Genomic DNA, 20,580 nt, shown 5'->3' with positions numbered 1-20,580 from the left:
AAAAACCGGAGCGGAATAAACCGCTCCGGTTTTTTTATTACTGTAAATCCCGGCGTTTTACACTAAGATTTTGAATTAACACAAACATTAAACCAATCCCGAACACCCACATGGAGCTGACGAGAATGGTCGCTCCAACAATCGACATCATAAATCCTTCATTGAGACCGCCTGCAAATAAACTAATAAGGAAGATACCTGCTCCAATCATACAGCCCGCACCTGAAAAGTATTTAATAAATGATAGCACTTTCATTTGTTCTGTTGTCATTCTTAATCAGCTCCTTCTTACTTTCTATTTTACCCATATTCACAAAATTGTCAAACTTATTTCATATTATCGTCAAAATTTATTCATAAAATGATCACAAAAAAAACAGGGAGCTTCATTTCTCCCTGCCAATTTGTTATTTTTGTACCCGAATACGAAGCGGTTTTTTCCAGCTTTCGGCTAATTCTTCTAACTGAAGCAGCATGTGAAGATCTTCTTGATCAGCGTTTTTATTATTCATGATATTATTTGCTTTACTTATTGTTATTTTGGCTGGATGGATCTCCGTCCGCTTCAGCTCACTGGTGATATCAACTGTTCCTTCTGTTAAAACACGGAAATAAAAACCTGTATAACCTGTTTCCTCTGCCAAAAGAGCCAGCTTCGATTCATGATGCAGCGCAGCAAGCTTAAAGCACGGCTGACGCGGCTGACTGATTTGCACAACTGCTTCTCCCAATTGAAAGACATCGCCTATATGGACATCTGTTTCAAGCACCCCGGCAGCCGTTACATTTTCACCAAAAGCGGCAGACGGGAGCGCCCGATTTAATGTTTCTTTCCAATACGCATAATGCTCAAGTGCGTACACACAAACTGCTTTGTCTTCCCCGCCGTGGTGAATGAGATCTGCCTGCCCATCTCCCTCAAATCCGGTTTTGGACAAATACAATGGCGTCTGAACCGATCTTTTTTTAATACCTGATAAAACGGTTTTCTTTTTATACGGCAGCTCAGCCGGCTTGCCGATATTTAATGAGATCAATTTCATACTTTTCGCTCCTTGCGTGTTCTGTGCGATTTTTCTTTTTGATTATCTTTTATGTATTGATCAAGCGGCCTTCCTTTTGGCCACTCCTTGTAGCCAAGCTTATACAAGCAGGGCATTTCTTCTGATGCTGCTTCGCGCAGTAACTTGTATCCAGCCCCCCCTTTCTTCTTTTTATCGTACAAAAAAACCGTCCCGAAACGCAAGGACGGTTTTTATTCTTATTAAGTTAAAGTCTGTGTTGCTGGTGCATAGCATTGCTGCATCTTTTGCATGTCTGCTTCAGAAAGCTGCGGCACCTGATAATAGCGGTTTTTGTTTTGATAAATCGAAATTTCATACGCCATTTCAATGCAGTTCGGCACAGAGTCTGCTAAAACCCGGCGAACGACTGGGTTTGTCGATTCTAGTGCAGCGTATGTTTTTAAAGCTGCCCCGGTTTTATGCGCACTGAGCATAAATCCAGAGATTATTTCATCATTAATTTCCGTTTCTGCTTGAATGGGTTTTGTCGGCTGTTTTGTTTCAAGGCCGTATATAAATTCGTTGTCTTGTTTCATCTTATAGCTTTTTGTGGGAACAGCCGGGTCCTTTCCAGACTGGAAGCAATCGACAGTTGTATTATAATCCTGCAGCATAAATGCATACTGACGATTCAAAATATCTAAAAGTTCCGGATCCTGTACTTTTGAGCGCAGCATTGTATATTTGTTTAATGCGCCAACTGCACATGATAACACTTCATGAACGTCAAGTACTTCATGTGCCCCATGATTAAATTGTGGTGAAGTCATTCAAAATCGCCTCCTGAATAAAATGTATTGCCTGTATAGTGTGCGGCACAGCGTTCATTTTATTCAAAAATTGATTAGGCAATCCGCAGGTTTTTAGCAAGTGTCATAATTGTTGAAACGATGGCTTTGTTCGTATCATCCAGCTGTTTAATGATACCGTTTTCATCTGTAACGGTCAAAATAGAAGATTGATCCAGTGCATGCAGATCTTGATTTTTATTATAGGATATATCCGCCTTTTTGACTAGAAAAACCGGATGGCAGCTGCCATCCGGTTTTTTATAGAGGATTAGGTGAAGAAGACCAGCTGGCTGTTCCATCATCTTCAATAATGCCTAGTGTTACGTCGCTTATTTCCGGTTCATCGAGCAGACGGTTCTTGACTCTAAATTTAATGTCATCTGCATCCGCAAGGGTCAGTCCTTTACGCAGCTCTACGATGCCATCCACGTGGTATGAACGGCCTTCCTGCATAATCCGCAGCGAATGGATATCAACAGCATCCGCATCCTCTAAAATCACCCGGCCCACTTTTGTCTCCACTTCTACGGGTGCCGCTACACCGATGAGACCGACCATATTGTCATAGCCGACCCGAAATGCGACGAAAACCATTAACAGGCCGATTAAAATAGTAATCACTCCATCTGCCGCCAACACGCCGACTTGTGCAAGGCTGATCCCGATAAATGCCAGCACAGCACCGGACGTCGCCACTATATCCTCATAAAATACGAGGCGGGTGGCTGGGGACGCCTTGCCGACATTTTTAAATGCCTGCGCGACAATATTCCCTTTTTTCTCCACGCGCGCTTCATGCAAAATCTCTTTCATTGCCTTAAATAAAATAAATCCATCAATAATAAACGCGGCCAGCAATACCGCTGCGTTTAATAAAAAATCGGTTGATTCTTCCGGATGCTGAAGCAGCTTCCAGCCCTTTAAAATCGTTTCATATGCCATAATCGACACAACAATGACCGCTATCATACAAAAAATATTAACGACGCGGCCGAATCCGGTCGGAAACCGCTTAGACGGCTTCATTTCAGCGAGCGAGCTTCCAAAGAAAACAAATCCCTGGTTAATGGCATCCGCAAGTGAATGCATCGCTGACGCAAACATCGTTCCGCTGCCACTGAATGCAGCGGCAATAAATTTTAAAATTGCGAGAACCGTATTCCCAAGTGACGCAATGCCGGATGATGTATTTCCCTTTCTCAATAATTGAACAATCGCCATAGACTGCCTCCTTTATTACTTATATATCCCTATACCCAACCGCATGGTCATTTATTCTCGGGCAGAAACATTTAAAGAAAGAAAAAGCTTAAGGTTCTTTCTTTTGATGCACTTACTATAATAAACAAGGACTAAATATGATGACATAGGGAGGGGAATTGATGGAAAAGCTGTATTTGAAGATTGCTGTTTGTTATTTTGCTGCAGGTGTCTTGCTTGGAATGACGATGGGTATCATTCATGATTTCAGATTAACTTCAGTACATGCCCACATTAATTTGCTTGGATGGGTTTCAATGACTCTTTTCGGTCTTATTTATCATTTTTATCCCGCTGCTGCCCGGACAAAGCTGGCACAAACTCATTTCTGGTTCCACAATATCGGCCTGCCGATTATGATGATGGCAATCAGCTTTCAAATTTGGACTGGTGACACTGCTTTCATGCCGGCAGCAATTATTGGCTCTCTTTTAATCGTGATAGGGGTTTTATTATTTGCCATAAACCTATTCAAACAAATGAATAAATAGAAAATCAAAGCAATATCCAGGAAGTTTAAAAAACAGGAAAAAACAGTTTAATTTATCCGCTTCCGTGTTATTTTTATCTTCATGCTAAAAAACCCTGTGCTTAATTTGAAATAAGTACAGGGTTTTTGGTGGAAGTTGCAGAAAATTTCAACCGATAAAAGGTGATACACGGCCTTAACATCAATGCCATCTTGGTACGTATACGCTGGTATGGAGCGGTCTTCTTTCACATCAAACATCCGAATCATCCTATGCACGAATTATACATTTTCATATGGACACAAGTTTAAATTTCTTTGGATCGCTCGTTCTCATGGTATGATAGAAGAAGAAATATGAAATTGTTTGCAGAAGAATTGAGGACTTTTCTATGAATACAGAATATACCCGACAAAATAACAGCCAGTTTCGCGACTTCGAGGAGGCGGCAGTACGTGTTCTTCAAATCATGGCAGCGTTTGTAGACATAAACACGTTATTTATTGCCCGAAATGACGGCAAAACGAACCGAATGGTAAAAGTGCTGAATAAAGAAAATACGCTTGTCTCAGAAGGAGAGGAACTGCCATTTCACGAAAGCTATTGCAGCTTAAGCGTACAAAATGGCGAACGGGTTCTCATCATTCCGGATGTTACGCTTGATAAACAGACAAGCAGCATGAAAGTCACCGAAAATTTAGGCGGGGGAACATTTATTGCGATCCCGATTAATTATGAGGACGGCGAAAATTACGGAACGATTTGTGGACTCGATACGAAAAATCGAACGTTCTCAGACGAGCAGGTGAAGCTGTTTGAAACGATGTCTTCTTTGCTGACCTATGTGCTCGAGCTGGACTACACCCATCAGCAGTTGTACAAAACAGCTGCACCGGTTGTGCCGATTACGAGCGGGGTCGCAATCCTGCCGGTTGTTGGCGATATTGATGAGCGGCGGGCGGAAAGCATCATTGAAACGGCGCTGTTTAAAAGTCAAGAGCTTGGGCTTGATCACCTTGTCATTGACTTATCCGGTGTTATGTACATAAATGAAACCGTAGTCGCGTCACTTTTAAAAATTGCCGCCATTTTAAAATTGATTGGCGTAACGCCGATTTTGACCGGGTTTCGTCCGGACCTTGCAATGAAAACTGTCCAAATGAATGCAGAGCTGAATGATATTTTGATCGTGACGACTTTAGAACAGGCACTGAATCAAATTGGATTCGAGCTCAAAAAATAAACAGGACTGCCGTAATGGCAGTCCTGCTTTTACATTTGAGAAATGGCTGGTTTAGGCATAGTTTTTTTCTTTTGAAACAACAACCGGCTCATATAGTAAACAAGGAATGAAGATACCTTTATTTCTCTCATAAAATGATTTATATTGGGAACAAGACATAAATTTAGGTGGTAAGAAACTTGAGATATACGGGAAGGATTATACTCGTTAGTGTTAGTATTTTTTTCGGCAGCATTTCTATTTTTTTCTTAAACGAATCATTAGTGGAAGAAATACCAACCATCCTTATTACACTCATAATAGGATGGTTTTTTGGCAAGCAGTTTGACAAAGTAAAGTATTTATCTGAAAGAGACTTTCTTACAGGGGTCTATAATAGAAGGTATATGTACGAACAGTTTCCAAAGTTATGTGCTAAATATGAAATGTTCAGTATATTAATTATTGATGTTAATAATTTCAAAGTGGTCAATGATACGCGCGGACATGAGTGCGGAGATAATGCGTTAAAAGATCTTGTACAGGTTATTTCACGTACTGTTAGAAAACAAGACATTGTTTCCAGATGGGGTGGGGACGAATTTTTAATCATTTTGCCTTTAACGAGCCGGGAAGAAGCAGAAAAAATAGCTATGCAACTAGAAAACGAAGTTAGAAAAGATATTGAAAAAAAATGTTCAGAACTTTCATATTTAAGTCTTTCGATAGGGGCTGCTGATTATCCGAGTGAAGGAATGACGTTAGATAACTTAAATAAAATCGCAGATGATAAAATGTACAAGAAAAAGAAAGAAAGTAAATTGAACACTTGACTTGGCAGCGCAACTGCCCAGGTATGGTTGAAGCATGATGAAAGACTCCATTAAGAGAATAAAACAATGTAAGGGACTAGTGTTCTTGAACACTAGTCCCTTTACCATACTGTATCAAATTGGACTCTTATCTTTTAAATTAATTGATCCGCAATCATTTGCAGGGCTTTCTCATTTCTCAGCACCGGAAATCTCCCTAAGCGTTTTTTGATAGCCGAGAGGACTTCTGAGAGCTGCTCTTTGGGAATTTCATCAAAGAGCTCATCAAAAGCCGGCGCCAAAATCCGCTGGTCTATAAATAAAAACAGCCGCTTCCATTCATTTCGATTGATAAATTGCTGCAAGCTGGCATGTGTCTGTTTAATTTGCCGTTTTGTTTTATTTAGTTCCAATTCTTCAATGTCGAGCTGCCGGGGCAGCTCTATGATAACAATACTTTTATAATAAAGGAAAGGCGCACTTTCCCCATTCGAATTAAAATATAAATCGGATGAAGATATGCTTAAATAATCAACTGCCTGATTGACTGCTTCTTCATTAGGAAATTTCAGCATTGAATACTTTTCGCGTATGTCTTCCGTGACTTGCAGTAACGGAATCAGTTTTTCTTTTCGTATCATCTTGACCCTCCATGAAATCATAAATGACAAGCGCTCTTACTGTTTATAAGTAAAGTCAATTGTTTCTGCCAGCAGTTCAAACGCCTCTCTTGCTGGGCTGTCTTCATCGGCAATGGATGTTGTAAAACCTTGATCAACCGGCTGGAATGGAACGCGGGCAATAACGTCGGCCTGCAGCCGTTCCGCCAATTGATCACCGCCTCCTTGTCCAAATAAGTATCGCTTTGTTCCGTCTCTTTCCTCAATGTAAGACATATTCTCCACAACACCAGCGATTTCGTGCTTCGTATGCTTTGCCATGACGCCGGCACGTGTCGCCACATAGGAAGCGGCCTGGTGAGGGGTTGTCACGACGATTTCTTTCGCTTGCGGAATCATAGCTGCCACGTCGATTGCCACATCCCCTGTTCCTGGAGGCAGATCCAAAAGAAGGTAATCCAGCTCTCCCCAGTGTGTGTTTACTAAGAAATTTCGGATCCATTTATTTAGCATTGGCCCCCGCCACATAACAGGCCCGTTGTCAGGCGAGAAAAAGCCCATTGACATGACTGATACACCATGGCTCATGATAGGAATAGCTGTTTGGTCAATCATGACCGGCTTTTCCGTAATGCCCATCATCACTGGAATACTGAACCCATAAATATCAGCATCGATAATGCCTACTTTTTTGCCAAGTTTCGCGAGGGAAACAGCTAGGTTAATCGTCACCGTTGATTTTCCCACTCCGCCTTTTCCGCTTGTAACTGCAAGAAAGGTAACACCAGAGTCCGGTTTTAACAAAGCGGGCATCCCGCTTTCTGTTGTCTCCGCCTGACGTAGTGTGGCAGATAATGCTTTTCGCTCTTCATCTGTCATGCTTCCAAATGAAAGCTGAATATCCGTCAAACCGATTTCACGCAAGGCAAACTCAATGTCTTCTTGAATTTTTGCTTTTAATGGACATCCCTGTATGGTCAAAATTACATCCAAACTGATTGAGTTCCCACTAATCTTTATATTGCGAACCATGTTCAAATCCACAACGGACCGATGCAGCTCAGGGTCCTGAACATGCTGAAGGGCTTTTAATACTTGTTCTGTCGTCATCTTAATCACTCCTATTTAGTCACACAATAACGGGAAGGCAGATGTATCCTCTGCCTTCCCGTCTAAACATTTATTCTTTTAATCCTTTTCCAATTCCTTTTAAGAAGTGAAGACCGAAGTTGATGGCCCGATTAATATCAGGATCTTTCAGCGCTTTAACTAAATTCATCACGCCGACCTTTTGATCACTATTTTCCTTTGCATCTTCCAAACCAATGGCAACGCCTGCTAACAATTTTTTTGTTTGCTCCGGATCAATGGCGGTTAAAATACCGGCCGCAGCCATGGCGTTGTTGATTAAAGAGGTCATTTCTTTTCGGCCGACCTGCCCTAATGCTACCTCTGCGATATTTTCCTTTGCTTTCAGCATCGATTCTGCCGCTTCAAGAATTCCGCTGTCATGAAGTTCACGGACAATGGCCATTGTTTTTTGAAGGGCTTCTTCATTTTCTGTTAAACTGTCTGTCAGTTTATTGAGCGACTGATGCTTTATTTCTTCTTCGTTCCATTCACGTTTTTTTAACGTAGTAATCGGACTTGCCAATTCTTTCACCTCCAATGTTTAGTCAACCAATGAAATATATCCAGGACGTTTCCACTTGCGTTCTGCCTCTACCCCATTTTGAGGATGACGTTCTTTCGTTCTTGGACTTGTTTTTGGCAGTGGATTTTCCCCGCTAACGCTCAGTACTTCCATCCGTACCTTCGTTTGTTTATAAGCTGGTGTATGGGTAATAATATCAAATCCATTCCCAGTAAGAAGGTTGACCGCACTTTCATGACTGTTCGAGTGCATAGGCACATATATTTCTTTCCCGTAAACACGGTCCGACACCAATACATTCAGCTTAATCTGACCGTAAGGAGATAAAAGGCGAACGAGTGAACCACTTTCCACGCCTCGCTCTTTAGCGAGTTCCGGTGATACCTCTACGAAAACTTTTGGCAGCTTTTTGTTCATGCCGCTTGATTTATTTGTCATGTTTCCTTCGTGGAACTGTTCAAGCAGACGGCCATTATTAAGAGTTAAATCAAATTCAGCCGGGTATTCTACCGGAGGAACATAATCAAACAGAGCAAAGCGCGCTTTTTTGTCCGGGAAGTTAAATCCATCTGTAAATAAAAGCGGTGTATCTTTTCCGTCTGGTGAACCCCAGTTAAAGCTGTTCCATCCTTCTAATACATCATAATCACACTGGCTGAAGAATGGTGTTAAGCTCGCCATTTCCGCAAAAATTTCACTCGGGTGAGAATAGTTCCACTCATAGCCAAACCGCTTCGCTATTTGCATAAGAATCCACCAGTCCTGCTTGCTGTTACCAGTTGGCTCAAGAGCCTGGTACAAACGCTGTACGCGGCGCTCTGTATTGGTAAACGTTCCGTCTTTTTCTAATGATGGAACACCTGGCAAAATCACATCCGCAAATTGTGCAGTCGTCGTAAAGAAAATTTCTTGAACAACTAAAAAGTCAAGCTTCGCCAGCATATCCTGTGTATGGTTCGAGTCTGCATCTACCCATGCCATATCTTCACCGGCAATATACATACCTTTTAAGTCGCCCTGGTCAATCGCTGAGAGCATTTCAATGTTATCAAGGCCTGGCTTCGGTGAAATATTTACGCCGTATGCTTTTTCAAATTTTGCACGAATGTCATCGTTCGTCACGGACTGGTATCCCGGGAAGATATTCGGCATTGTACCCATATCCGCCGCACCCTGAACATTATTATGACCACGAAGCGGATACGCACCCGCACCTGGACGGCCCATATTACCTGTCACAAGAAGCAAGTTCGCAATAGCGGCTGACGTATAAGAACCGGCATTATTTTGCGTGACACCCATTCCCCAGCAAATCGCTGTTCCATCTGCATCGCGAATCATTTCCGCCATTTGAATCAATGTTTCTTTCTTGATGTTTGTTTCTTTTTCAGCGAATTCAAGCGTAAAACGTTCAAGTCCTTTTACGTAGTCATCAAAGAAGTTTACTTTTTCATCGACAAATGCCTGGTCATGCCAGCCTTGATCGATCATATACTTTGCCACAGCCGCAATCCACACATAATCTGTCCCTTGTTTTGGACGGATAAACATGTCAGCACGATCCGCCATTTCATGTCTGCGCAAATCGACCGTAATTAACTTTTGACCGTGCAGCTTATGCGCGCGTTTAATACGCGTCGCAAGCACCGGATGTCCTTCCGCAGGCGCACAGCCGACTAAAATGACAAGACCTGCAGCCGCAATATCTTTAATTGTTCCAGAGTCACCGCCAATGCCTCCTGTTTGCTGCAAGCCCCATGATGCTGGTGACTGGCAGTAGCGTGAGCAGTTATCGACGTTATTTGTTTCAAATACCTGACGTGCCATTTTTTGCATCAAGTAATTTTCTTCATTCGTGATTTTTGAAGAAGAGATAAAGCCGAGGGCATCGCTGCCGTACTGCTCTTTAATGCCGCCAAGCTTGCTTGCAACAAGATCAAGTGCTTCATCCCATGTTGCTTCCACAAATTCATCGCCTTGACGGATCAAAGGAGTTGTAATACGTTCTTCGCTATTGACGTAATCCCAGCCGAATTTCCCTTTCACGCAAGTTGAAATTGCATTAACAGGCGCTTTCGAGCTTGGCTGAACTTTAAGGATTTTACGGCCTTTTGTCCATACTTCAAACGAGCAGCCTACACCGCAGAAGGTACAGACGGTTTTGGTTTTTTTCGTTCTTGTTTCACGCATAGCTGCTTCAATTTCGGATACTGCAAAAATACCGCTGTATCCAGGCTCAACATCTTTTACCAAATCAATCATTGGTTCAAGAAGATTTGGTTCAATTTTTGTCATAAAGCCGGCTTCACCGAGCATTGATTTTTCCATTAATGCGTTACAAGGGCAAACCGTGACACACTGTCCGCAGCTCACGCATGAAGAATCATTAATCGCTGTGCCTGCATCCCAAATAACGCGCGGGCGTTCTGCTTCCCAATCGATCGAAAGCGTTTCGTTTACTTGAAGGTTTTGGCATACTTCCACACACTGGCCACACGCTATACATTGGTTTGGATCATAGCGGTAAAACGGGTGAGACATGTCGACTTCTGTCGGATCTACTTTCGGTTCAAATGGATATTTCTGATGCTCAATGCCCATCATTTCAACTGTATTGTGAAGCGTGCAGTTTCCGTTGTTGTTGTCGCATACTGTACAGTACAGCATATGATTTTCTAGCAGCCGGTCCATTCCTTCTGTCTGTGCAGCTTTTGCCCGATCAGATGAAAGTGAAATATTCATTCCAGCTGAAACATTTGTTGCGCAAGAACGGACAAGCTTCCCGTCTACTTCTACGATACATGTATCACATGTTTGGATCGGGTCTACTTCCGGAACGTAACACACCTGCGGAAGTTCAAGGCCTGCCTGGTTAACCGATTCTAAAATGGTTGTACCTGGCTGAACGTTATACTCTTGATTATTTAAATAAATCTTTATGTATTCCTGATTCATTGTCGTGTTCTCCTCTTTATTTGGGAATAAAAAAATCCAGCACAACAAACACCAAAAAGGTGCCCATAGTGCTGGATTAACCAATTAGCATATGCCTACTAATCTGCCATTCCGCCATAAAATCATTCAATAGAGCCTTAACAAAAAATTATTAAGAAATCCATTTGTCTTGTTTTCTTTCCAGAAATAATTATACTCTTCTTGTTTAAAAAGGCAAGATGGCAATAATTTTATTTTTGGTTTTGTTATTTTAGACGTATAATGGTTCTTTGGAAGGGGTGAATGAAATGAAAAAAGAAGCGGCATTTAATGATATTATTCGAAAAGTGAGACGGGATTTATTTGGAAAAGGTCCCGAAAGAATTTATACCCATTTCATCGAAAATATGGCAATCACGAAAATGCATGGCAATTTGACCATGTCTGAAAAGTTTATTTCACAGACAGCAGAAGGACAACAAATGGTTCATAATGCACGAACGCTTATGATACAAGAATTGTACAAAGAAAACATACCTGAAGGTTTAGAAGAACTTATCGGGGCTAAACTGGTACATTTGTTTAATGATATTAAAGTGGAAGAAGATATTGCGATCTCTGTTTTTATTTTCGAGAAACCGATTGCTTAACAAGTCAACATTTATTCGATCATGATTGTTCACATCCTTGACAAATTTCAAAAGATAATGTTAGGATATGATTTGCCTTTGCGTGTTTCAAATGAATAAAATATAGGCACTGTATTTTATTTACGAGAACACCATCATTTGTTCGATTGATTATTCTATAGGAATTGTGTAGAAAAATTAACCAGTACAAACAACATCCTTTTATAAAGAGGGTGTTGCTTTGTGCTGTTTTTTATTTTACTTTGGAGGGGTTATGTATGTCCTTGTATTCGCCACAAGAAATTGCGGTAATGGCTTCAGAATCAGGTGAAAAGAAAGCGAATTTACCTTTAGTAACACTTTTAATTCTTGGATTTTTAGGAGGAGCCTATATTTCTCTTGGTTTTTTGTTAGACATTCGTGTTATCGCAAATGTTCCAAAAGAATGGGGATCATTCACCAGTTTTTTAGGAGCTGCTGTTTTTCCGGTCGGTCTCATTTTAGTCATCCTAGGCGGTGCTGAGCTTGTAACAGGAAATATGATGACCGTTACGATGGCTTGGCTTTCTAAAAAAATCACGTTTTTAAAAGTGCTGAGAAATTTATTTTTGGTTACAATTGCTAATTTTATTGGTGCTGTTTTTGTGGCTTATTTCTTTGGTCATATTGTCGGATTAACAGAAGAAGGTCCGTTTCTAGCCAAAACAACAGCAATCGCACAAGCAAAATTAGATGAAAGTTTCCTTCAGGCATTTATTTCTGCAATCGGATGCAACTGGCTCGTTTGTCTCGCGGTTTGGCTGGCACTGGGAAGCAAAGATTTTACCGGCAAAATTCTCGGTATTTGGTTTCCGGTCATGGCCTTTGTCGCGATTGGATTTCAGCACGTTGTAGCCAATATGTTTGTCATTCCTGCGGCTATTTTCGCCGGTCAAGTCACATGGGCTGAATATGTGCCTAATTTCATCGCAGTATTTCTAGGAAATGTCATTGGCGGCGCCGTTTTGGTTTCGTTATTATATTTCATTGCTTACAAAAATTCATTCGGCACTAAACCAAAGATGATCAGCCGAACAAAATCTGCTTAAAAGAATAAAACCAGAGCCGGCTCAAAAGACAGTTTTCACTGGATTTTGAGCCGGCTCTCCTCATTTCTCTCTTTCAATACGAAAAGATCTGTGTTCCAGCCTACTTTCTGCAAGGGGCTGTGATCTGATGCCAGCAGCTTGACGATAAATGCTTCCTTATCCTTCATTGACTCGCGAAAAGCTTTATCTGTCCCTTTTGTAAACTGGATACCGGCTAAAAAAGCTGCTGTATATTCAGGCCAGCTTGTATACTCCTTTTGTGCTTTATTGGCTGCCTCCGTTTTCAAATATAAAGCGTCAACGCTGCCTATAAAACTGGCCCGCTCCGCCTGGGTACAGAGCAAAACACAAAAAGCATAGTCCATTGCCGCAATCTAGAATACTTACATAAAACGTAAAGCCGCGTTCAATTGTCATTGAACGCGGCTTTGGTTTGTATATATCACTTAATATTCTTTTGACTATTTTTTCTATTAGTAGGTAACATTCATGAATCCACTATCCAACGCTGTCGTTTCATTTGACTCATCCTCTGCCGGCTTGAAAGCCCGGATATTTCGTCATTCCTCCATCGGCAAATAATGTAACCCCTGTTACATAACTCGATTCTGAAGAAGCAAGCCATGCGGCCACTGCGGCAATTTCTTCTGGTTTTCCGATATACCCCATTGGGATCAATGATTCGACATCCGCTTTTGCTTTCGGATCGGAAAATTTTCCGGCATTAATCGGCGTGTCAATGGCACCCGGACCAATGCTGTTAATACGGATTCCTTTTGGTGCGTATTCTAACGCAAGCGTCTGTGTCAGCATCTTGACGCCCCCTTTGCTTGCTGCATAATGGACAAAGTGCGGCCAGGGAATGACCTCATGAACACTGGACATATTGATAACAGTCCCTTTTATATTATGGTCCAGCATATAGGCGATAGACTCCCGGCATCCCAGAAACATACCAGTCAAGTTCGTTTCGATGACTCTATTCCAGTCCTCTATCGGTAATTTGTCAGAAGGTACTTCATTTTCAATTCCCGCGTTATTAATCATGATGTCCACGGCACCAAAAGTTTCGACCGCTTTGGCGATCAGGCTTTTAACATCCTGTTCTTTAGAAACATCCCCTTGAACATGAATCGCTTCGCCTCCTGCCGCCTGAACCTCTTTCACCACTTTTTCTCCGTCTGCTTCATTTTTGAAGTAATTCACAACGACCTTTGCTTTTTCCTGTCCAAAGCGGATGGCCATAGCCCGCCCGAGTCCGGAAGAGGCACCGGTAATCACAACCACTTTCCCCTCCAAATCTCTATACATTCTCATCCCTCCATATTTGAGTTATTTTTTAGTGAAACCAATCATCACCCCGCCGGCAATGATTAAGATGCTTCCAATAATGACAAAGAGAAGCTGTTTTTTCGTCTTCTTTTCCCCCAGCAGAAAAATACCGCCAAACGTGGAAATGACGATTCCTGTCTGCGATAAAGAAAAACTGGTAGCGACCCCTATACGCGGCAGGGATAGGAGCAGGCCAAGGTTGCCGATTCCCCAGATTAAGCCGGAAAGAGTATTCCGGACAGCATATTTGTTAAATGGTTTATGTGTAAATGTAAGAACGATGGCCCCGCCGAACATCCCAATAGCCTGGGGCAGAATGACCGTCCAGCCATCAATGTTAAACCAGCGGATGATCACGACATAACCAAGATATCCCGCCGTCGAAAGAAGCAGGAGCATGATCCCTTTTCGCCTTTTGCCGGATTTCAAGTCTTTTTCGTTTTCACTTCCTGTCATCGTGGTAAGAATAACCCCCACAATAATAAGAATGATGGACGCACTGCCAAGCAAAATAGCTGTAGTTGTCGCCCACTCCTTAAATACGATCACGCCAAAAAGAGTTGTCGCAGCAAGCTGCATGCCGGTTGAAATAGGTACCGTTTTGGATACGCCAAGATATGGGACGCTGCCAAGCTGGTTCTTCTGGCCAACGGCCCAAAAAAGGCCGGATATAATACCGGCTATCCATGCGGTCATATTGATAACAGGATGAGCCCATACATAAATGCCGGATGCAAATACCAGCGCGCCAATCGTTATACCTAGCGTCTGGCTGTAAGAGTCGCCTCCTAATTTAACACTTACAAGCACAATACTTCCCCAGGCAATTGCGGGAATAAGCGCAATTAAAATCGTTGTCATATAAAGTCCCTCTGTTCATCTTTTGTTGGACATTTTTTTAATTTTGTCAATTCCTTCAATCCAAAATTAGTTTTATCAATACAAAAGATATCCTTTGTTTGAAAGGGGAAAATTATGCATCAGGATCGGTTCCCCAGTCCATATAAACGGATTATGGAATAAAAAAAACCGTCAAAAATAATGACGGTGTAAGCGGATACAATAGAGTTTATTATGTTGGGGGAAAGAGTACTGATAAAAACCAGCAGAGTCCAAATGTACTTGAAATAGGGGTTCTCTATTAATAAATAAAGCAATGCGTTTCATTTATACTCTTTTTAAGCCTGTCGCTGGTCCGATACTGCTTCATTCATCACTTGTTCCGCCCGCCCAATATAGTGGACACCCTGCATCAGCTGTGAGGCGTCGCAAATCAAATGAACGAGCGTCTCTTTTTTCGTCCAGGCAATCAGGTCATTTGCAAGAATTGGCTTTTGACATGTGCTGCAGCACCAGTTAATATTTCGGTTCATTACTTCCACTCACCCTTTTTTTCTTTTATCATACCGTGCGAAAAAAGAAAATTGTGTCAAACGAAAACCGATTTTTTTAGCAAGTTTTGTCGACTTAACCTTCTGGGATTCCCGGTTATGATCAAGTTTCCTTTCAGCTCTAAGGCTTTTACAATGAATAACTGACTCATGTACACCCAGCTGCAATTTTACATATGATGGAGGGTGATGTTTTTTAATTTTGTACAGATGGAGGAGAAAAAAGCATGTATCCATACTGGTACCCATATTCCGAAGTAAATCCAGGATTTTTTGGTGTTTCTCCCTATGAGGCATTCCCTGTAGTTGTGGGAGATGTACTGCCTCAGTCATTCGGATTAGGACGGCGCTGGATTGTGCAGGAAGGCGGCTGGCGCGGCGTATGGACACGGCGCGGAAACAGCAACGTGTTTGATGGAAGATGGTCCATGGCAGGACAAACGGATATTACAGCTGTACTGACCATGTATACATTCGGGCACAATGTTTTAATTGTACGGCGAAACAGCAGTGATGGGAATAATTGCACCTACACAGGAACGTTTGGTGCTGGCGGGAGAACCGCAAGCGGCCAAAACGTCTGCAACCGCGGTGGCGGAGCATGGAGTGCGGTCATTGAACGACGTGATCAGCCGCAGCCACCGCAGCCACAAGACCGGTTAGGCAGAAGATGGAATGAACAAGAAGACGGCTGGAACGGCGTATGGACACGGCGCGGAAACAGCAATGTTTTTGACGCCAGATGGACACAGCCCGGCCAAAGAGATGTAACGGCTGTTTTGACCATCTATCTGCAAGGAAATAATGTTCGGATTGAGAGACGAAATAGCAGCGACGGGAACAATTGTGATTACAGAGGTACGCTCTCGAGTGACGGCAGAACTGCCTCCGGTCAATTCACCTGTGACCAGGGCGGCGGCGGCTGGCGTGCAACGATTTTAAGATAATTTAAAAGGCTTCCGAAAAATCGGAAGCCCTTCCTTTTATCCTTCCACTTTTTGGGCCAGATACTCCCACCGCTCCAGCATATGATCAAGTTTTTCTTTCAACGCTGTTTCTTCTGCCATTAGGCTGTTTAATTTTTCAAAATCACTGCCAGCTGTTGCCATTTCAGCAGCGATCTCTTCTAATCGCCTTTCTGCTGCTTCCATGTCGTCTTCAATCGTTTCCCACTCCCGTGTTTCCGAGTACGACATTTTCTTTTTTCGTTCCGGACGGGGCGGTGCTGCTGCGGCTGTTTTCATTTTTTCTTCTAAAGCAGGAGACTCCTGTTCTTCTTCAAGAAAGTCAGAGTAGCTGCCATAGTAATAGTCCACAACACCATGTCCTTTAAAAACAAGCAGCTGATGACACGCTTTATCAAGAAAATACCGGTCATGTGACACTGTTACAACGACGCCCGGAAAGTGCTCGAGGTACTCTTCCAAAATCGTCAGCGTCTGTGTGTCCAAGTCATTGGTCGGTTCATCCAAAAGCAGGACATTTGGGGCTGACATTAAAATATTCAATAAATAAAGACGCCGTTTTTCCCCGCCAGACAGCTTGCGAATAAGCGTGCCGTGCGTATGCATCGGAAACAAAAACTTCTCCAGCATTTGCGCAGCGGAAATAAAGCTGCCGTCTTTTAGCTGAATTGATTCCGCCGTTTCACGAATGTACTCAATCATGCGTTTGCCTTCATCCATATCCTCATTTTCCTGTGTGTAGTAGCCAATTTTCACGGTCTGCCCCAGATCCAGCTCTCCTGCATCAACGGCTTCGCGTCCGGCGATGATGTTTAGAAGCGTCGATTTCCCGCTGCCGTTGTGGCCGACAATGCCAATCCGGTCTCCCCGTTTAAAGAGAAATGAAAAATCAGCTAAAATAGACTGGCTGCCAAACGATTTTTGAACATTTTTTAATTCTAATACTTTTTTGCCGAGGCGAGCGCCGCCCAGATCCATTTCGAGCGACCCGCTTTCCGTTTTATTCTTCACATCGGCATCGAGCGTTTCAAAGCGCTGAATGCGGGCTTTTTGTTTTGTTGTCCGCGCTTTGGCGCCTTTTCGCATCCAGGCGAGCTCTTTTTTAAACAAGCTTTCTTTTTTGCTTTGTTCAAGCGATTCATTTTCTTCTCGAATTGCCTTCGACTCTAGGAAATCTGCATAGTTCCCTTTATATTCATATAATTTCCCACGCTCAAGCTCCCAAATTTTATCGGCCACTGCATCAAGGAAATACCGGTCATGCGTGACGAACAAAACCGCTTTTTGCGCTTTCTTTAAATACTCCTGCAGCCACTTGATGCTGTCGTAGTCCAGATGGTTAGTCGGTTCATCCAAAATAAGCAGATCCGATGTGTCAATAAGTGTTTTCGCCAGCGCCGCCCGCTTTTTCTGGCCGCCGGACAGTTCAGACAGCTTACGGGTGAAATCAGGCAAACCGAGTTTCATTAAAATGGTTTTTGCTTCGGCGCTCGTATCCCATGCGTTAAGGTCATCCATTCGCTGTTGACGCGTCATCAATTCTTGCTGAACCGTTTCGTCTTCCGGTTTTTCCTGCAGCTTCAATAATGCCAGTTCATATTCCTTAATAGCTGTAAAAACCGGCGACTGGCTTGCATACATATAATCGATAATCGTCAAACGTTCATCAAATTCCAGATTTTGAGACAAATACGAAATCAAGTAATCATTCGGATGATCTTTTTTTCCCGTATCATAGTCATCCAGCCCTGCAATCACATTTAACAGCGTGGATTTTCCGGTGCCGTTAATGCCAAGAACACCAATTTTATCTCCTTCTGTAATGGAAAACGAAATATCGTGAAACAGCGTTTTTTCACCTAATGTTTTTGTTAATGCTTCTATAGTAAAAACGTTCATAGTTTTCTCCTTCTCCTGCTGGTCTTTTTTCATTTTACCATTGTTCCATGTATAATGGACGCGAGGTGGTTCAATTGATCAAAACGATTTTGCTTTCGGGCTATAAAAGCCATGAGCTTGGCATATGGGATCAGAAGCATCCGGGGATTTTTATCATCAAAAATGCGATTGAGCAGCAGCTGCGTACGCTGATCGATGAAGGACTCCAATGGGTGATTATTGGCGGGCAGCCAGGCATTGAATTATGGGGCGCAGAGGTTGTTTTTTCATTAAAAGAAGAATTTCCTGACTTGAAGCTCGGCGTGCTCATGCCGTTTTTGGAACAGGAGAAAAACTGGAAGGTAGAGCGGCAGGAACATTACAAAAGCATCATCGAACAGGCGGATTTCGCCCAGGCTGTTTCCAAAAAACCATACATCGGGCCGTGGCAGTTTAAGGCAAGAGATGAATTTTCATTAGACAACACGGAGGCGCTTTTGCTTGTTTATGATGAAGAAAAAGAAGGGTCACCTAAATTTTTAAAAGAGGCCGCAGACAAGCGGACTAAAAAAGGGGATTATCCAATTTTTATAGTCTCCATGTATGATTTACAGGTTGCAGCGGAAGAATTACAGGATAAAGAGCGGTCGGACTGGTGATTATGCAGTTCGATCCCTTGAACAAATACGGTCTTTTAGCATATAATATAGATAATGAAAACGCTTACTTAACAGAAGGAGGTTTCAAGTATGATTGAACATAAAAACTTGTCTCTTCACTTGTCAAAGGACCAGTTAAAAGGCATCGTTCATGAGCTGGCACAGCAGCACTATTTAATTTTCTGGGGCTTTGACCGGGGCACGATGATTTTAAATGTTTATCATGCCGCTGCGAATAATCAGTTTGCATTCGTCCGTCACCGCGACACGATGGAGCTTATCTATGCTAAAATTGTCGATGATGATGTCTTAACCCGACTGAACCGGACTATACAATTTACAACACAGGCAGAGCAGCACGAAAAGAAAAAAGCGGCTCTTTCAAAAGAAGTGCACTATAAAGAACTCGACTATTATTTAAGTGAGCTTCATGACTATATGAAGCAGGGTAATAAAGAAAAAATAGCGGAAACAAAAGCGATTTTAGCTTCGCTCATATCTGACGCTTCATAGAACAGGCTGCCTGGGTTTCCCAGACAGCCTGTTTTTTAGTTATATTTTACAGAAATAACGGATGCAGCTTGTTCCGCCTGCTCGCGTGCTTTTTCCACTGATTCTGCCGCGTTTAACACGACTGCCATGCGGCGGCCGACTTTTGTTTCCGGTTTTCCGAAAGCACGCACTTGCGTATCCGGTGTTTCCAGCGCTTTTTCAACCCCATTGATCTCGTAAGAAGATTGTTCCTCCCACGCTTTTATCGTACGGCTTGCGCCAGGTGAGAGAAGACGGATCGCAGGAATTGGGTACCCAAGAATCGCCCGAATGTGAATGGCGAATTCCGACAAGTCCTGCGTCACCATCGTCACCATACCGGTATCATGCGGACGCGGCGACACTTCACTAAAGTAGATGCCGTCTTTTGTAATAAACAGCTCCACACCAAATAAGCCATAGCCGCCGAGCGCGTCAGTAATTTTTTTGGCAATCTCTTCTGCTTCCGCAATATGTATATCCGTCATATTATGAGGCTGCCATGATTCGATGTAGTCGCCGTCCTGCTGAATGTGGCCGATCGGTGCGCAGTACGAGGTGCCCGATACAGAACGAACTGTCAGCAGTGTAATTTCAGATTCAAATGTAATAAATTCTTCTACGATGACACGTGTTTTTTTCGCGCGTCCGCCTTCCATCGCAGCATTCCAAGACAATGCCACATCATCAAACGAACGGCAGACACTTTGCCCTTTTCCGGACGAGCTCATGATCGGCTTAATGACACATGGGGTACCGATTTTTTGTACCGCTTCTTCCAGTTCTTCGAGTGTATTAGCGAATTCATATTTTGCTGTCGGCAATCCCAGTGTTTCGCTTGCCAAACGGCGAATGCCTTCCCGGTCCATTGTCAAATTCGTCGCTTTCGCCGTAGGAACGACGTTAAAGCCTTCTTTTTCAAGCTCAATGAGTGTTTCCGTCGCAATCGCTTCAATTTCCGGGATAATGTAATCGGGTTTTTCCTGCTCAATCAATGCGCGTAATGCTGTACCATCAAGCATATTAATGACATGGGAAGAATGAGCCACTTGCATCGCCGGTGCGTTTTCATAACGGTCCACAGCAATCGTCTTCACCCCGAGCCGCTGCGCTTCTAATACGACCTCTTTGCCAAGTTCTCCCGATCCGAGCATCATGATTGTTTTTGACTGTAATCCATTCATCTAAGCATTCTCCTTAATATCCGTTATTTATGGTTCCTTTTTGCTTTTAACATGAATTCGAACCCATTATAACACGTAAACATCGAACATATTAAG

24 protein-coding genes are annotated in these 20,580 nt (G+C 42.7%); 8 read left to right on the top strand and 16 right to left on the bottom strand.

What is annotated here, in order from left to right:
* Positions 1-37 precede the first annotated feature (37 nt).
* The 6 genes from NLX67_RS10265 to NLX67_RS10240 form a co-directional block, all read right to left on the bottom strand.
* On the bottom strand, positions 38-271 hold the full coding sequence (locus NLX67_RS10265) for a hypothetical protein (protein ID WP_046180272.1): 234 nt from the start codon (positions 269-271) through the stop codon (positions 38-40).
* A 136-nt stretch (positions 272-407) separates the two neighbouring features.
* Positions 408-1,043, bottom strand: a complete 636-nt coding sequence (locus tag NLX67_RS10260; RefSeq protein WP_254311664.1) for an MOSC domain-containing protein — start codon at positions 1,041-1,043, stop codon at positions 408-410.
* Positions 1,040-1,225 (bottom strand): hypothetical protein, encoded by a 186-nt coding sequence (locus tag NLX67_RS10255; protein WP_254311663.1) that lies wholly within the window; start codon positions 1,223-1,225, stop codon positions 1,040-1,042. The genes NLX67_RS10260 and NLX67_RS10255 overlap by 4 nt, the downstream gene beginning before the upstream one ends.
* Before the next feature lie 39 nt (positions 1,226-1,264).
* Entirely contained in the window at positions 1,265-1,834 is a 570-nt protein-coding gene (locus tag NLX67_RS10250; protein WP_254311662.1) for a spore coat protein, read from the bottom strand.
* A gap of 74 nt (positions 1,835-1,908) precedes the next feature.
* On the bottom strand, positions 1,909-2,157 hold the full coding sequence (locus NLX67_RS10245) for a hypothetical protein (RefSeq protein ID WP_254311661.1): 249 nt from the start codon (positions 2,155-2,157) through the stop codon (positions 1,909-1,911).
* On the bottom strand, positions 2,114-3,076 hold the full coding sequence (locus tag NLX67_RS10240) for a cation diffusion facilitator family transporter (RefSeq protein WP_046180276.1): 963 nt from the start codon (positions 3,074-3,076) through the stop codon (positions 2,114-2,116). The genes NLX67_RS10245 and NLX67_RS10240 overlap by 44 nt, the downstream gene beginning before the upstream one ends.
* Before the next feature lie 161 nt (positions 3,077-3,237).
* On the opposite strand from NLX67_RS10240, the gene NLX67_RS10235 reads away from it, so the two are divergent.
* The 3 genes from NLX67_RS10235 to NLX67_RS10225 all read left to right on the top strand — a co-directional run bounded on the left by NLX67_RS10235 (position 3,238) and on the right by NLX67_RS10225 (position 5,640).
* A complete protein-coding gene (locus NLX67_RS10235) occupies positions 3,238-3,606 on the top strand; it encodes a cytochrome-c oxidase (protein WP_046180277.1) in 369 nt (122 codons plus the stop codon).
* 370 nt (positions 3,607-3,976) lie between these two features.
* A complete protein-coding gene (locus tag NLX67_RS10230) occupies positions 3,977-4,828 on the top strand; it encodes an STAS domain-containing protein (RefSeq protein ID WP_046180278.1) in 852 nt (283 codons plus the stop codon).
* Positions 4,829-5,007: 179 nt separating this feature from the next.
* Positions 5,008-5,640 (top strand): GGDEF domain-containing protein, encoded by a 633-nt coding sequence (locus NLX67_RS10225; protein WP_254311660.1) that lies wholly within the window; start codon positions 5,008-5,010, stop codon positions 5,638-5,640.
* Between the two features lie 134 nt (positions 5,641-5,774).
* Here NLX67_RS10225 and NLX67_RS10220 read toward each other — a convergent pair whose 3' ends face one another.
* The 4 genes from NLX67_RS10220 to fdhF all read right to left on the bottom strand — a co-directional run bounded on the left by NLX67_RS10220 (position 5,775) and on the right by fdhF (position 10,848).
* The gene (locus NLX67_RS10220; protein ID WP_254311659.1) at positions 5,775-6,260 is read right to left on the bottom strand and encodes a hypothetical protein; all 486 of its coding nucleotides are present in this window, start codon (positions 6,258-6,260) and stop codon (positions 5,775-5,777) included.
* A 36-nt stretch (positions 6,261-6,296) separates the two neighbouring features.
* A complete protein-coding gene (locus tag NLX67_RS10215; protein ID WP_256519758.1) occupies positions 6,297-7,349 on the bottom strand; it encodes a P-loop NTPase in 1,053 nt (350 codons plus the stop codon).
* Positions 7,350-7,419: 70 nt separating this feature from the next.
* On the bottom strand, positions 7,420-7,893 hold the full coding sequence (locus NLX67_RS10210) for a helical membrane plugin domain-containing protein (RefSeq protein ID WP_254311658.1): 474 nt from the start codon (positions 7,891-7,893) through the stop codon (positions 7,420-7,422).
* An 18-nt stretch (positions 7,894-7,911) separates the two neighbouring features.
* Entirely contained in the window at positions 7,912-10,848 is a 2,937-nt protein-coding gene (fdhF, locus tag NLX67_RS10205; RefSeq protein WP_254311657.1) for a formate dehydrogenase subunit alpha, read from the bottom strand.
* A 287-nt stretch (positions 10,849-11,135) separates the two neighbouring features.
* Here fdhF and NLX67_RS10200 point away from each other — a divergent pair, with 287 nt between their 5' ends.
* Both NLX67_RS10200 and NLX67_RS10195 read left to right on the top strand, forming a co-directional pair.
* A complete protein-coding gene (locus NLX67_RS10200; RefSeq protein ID WP_254311656.1) occupies positions 11,136-11,477 on the top strand; it encodes a Na-translocating system protein MpsC family protein in 342 nt (113 codons plus the stop codon).
* 257 nt (positions 11,478-11,734) lie between these two features.
* Positions 11,735-12,544 (top strand): formate/nitrite transporter family protein, encoded by an 810-nt coding sequence (locus NLX67_RS10195; protein WP_254311655.1) that lies wholly within the window; start codon positions 11,735-11,737, stop codon positions 12,542-12,544.
* 35 nt (positions 12,545-12,579) lie between these two features.
* Here NLX67_RS10195 and NLX67_RS10190 read toward each other — a convergent pair whose 3' ends face one another.
* From NLX67_RS10190 to NLX67_RS10175, 4 genes are all read right to left on the bottom strand, one after another.
* Complete coding sequence (locus NLX67_RS10190) at positions 12,580-12,909, bottom strand: DUF1266 domain-containing protein (protein ID WP_254311654.1); 330 nt, start codon at positions 12,907-12,909, stop codon at positions 12,580-12,582.
* Positions 12,910-13,069: 160 nt separating this feature from the next.
* The gene (locus NLX67_RS10185) at positions 13,070-13,855 is read right to left on the bottom strand and encodes a glucose 1-dehydrogenase (RefSeq protein WP_254311653.1); all 786 of its coding nucleotides are present in this window, start codon (positions 13,853-13,855) and stop codon (positions 13,070-13,072) included.
* A 21-nt stretch (positions 13,856-13,876) separates the two neighbouring features.
* Positions 13,877-14,737 (bottom strand): GRP family sugar transporter, encoded by an 861-nt coding sequence (locus tag NLX67_RS10180; protein WP_254311652.1) that lies wholly within the window; start codon positions 14,735-14,737, stop codon positions 13,877-13,879.
* A gap of 317 nt (positions 14,738-15,054) precedes the next feature.
* On the bottom strand, positions 15,055-15,249 hold the full coding sequence (locus NLX67_RS10175; protein ID WP_046180289.1) for a hypothetical protein: 195 nt from the start codon (positions 15,247-15,249) through the stop codon (positions 15,055-15,057).
* 245 nt (positions 15,250-15,494) lie between these two features.
* Between NLX67_RS10175 and NLX67_RS10170 the strand changes: the two genes are divergently transcribed.
* Entirely contained in the window at positions 15,495-16,214 is a 720-nt protein-coding gene (locus NLX67_RS10170; RefSeq protein ID WP_254311651.1) for a hypothetical protein, read from the top strand.
* Positions 16,215-16,250: 36 nt separating this feature from the next.
* Here NLX67_RS10170 and NLX67_RS10165 read toward each other — a convergent pair whose 3' ends face one another.
* Entirely contained in the window at positions 16,251-18,131 is a 1,881-nt protein-coding gene (locus tag NLX67_RS10165) for an ABC-F family ATP-binding cassette domain-containing protein (protein WP_254311650.1), read from the bottom strand.
* 65 nt (positions 18,132-18,196) lie between these two features.
* On the opposite strand from NLX67_RS10165, the gene NLX67_RS10160 reads away from it, so the two are divergent.
* Both NLX67_RS10160 and NLX67_RS10155 read left to right on the top strand, forming a co-directional pair.
* Positions 18,197-18,769 carry an SLOG family protein gene (locus NLX67_RS10160; protein ID WP_309143123.1) on the top strand — a complete coding sequence of 191 codons (573 nt, stop codon included), beginning with the start codon at positions 18,197-18,199 and terminating at the stop codon, positions 18,767-18,769.
* A 90-nt stretch (positions 18,770-18,859) separates the two neighbouring features.
* Positions 18,860-19,282: a hypothetical protein gene (locus NLX67_RS10155; RefSeq protein WP_254311648.1), complete on the top strand. Its 423-nt coding sequence runs from the start codon at positions 18,860-18,862 to the stop codon at positions 19,280-19,282.
* 35 nt (positions 19,283-19,317) lie between these two features.
* Here NLX67_RS10155 and purT read toward each other — a convergent pair whose 3' ends face one another.
* A complete protein-coding gene (gene purT / locus NLX67_RS10150; RefSeq protein ID WP_254311647.1) occupies positions 19,318-20,484 on the bottom strand; it encodes a formate-dependent phosphoribosylglycinamide formyltransferase in 1,167 nt (388 codons plus the stop codon).
* Positions 20,485-20,580: the final 96 nt, after the last annotated feature.

It is taken from the genome of Domibacillus sp. A3M-37 (assembly GCF_024213455.1).
Taxonomy (GTDB): domain Bacteria; phylum Bacillota; class Bacilli; order Bacillales; family Domibacillaceae; genus Domibacillus; species Domibacillus tundrae.
Note: the sequence above shows the minus strand (reverse complement) of the source record. Positions and strands in the feature narration are given on the sequence as shown.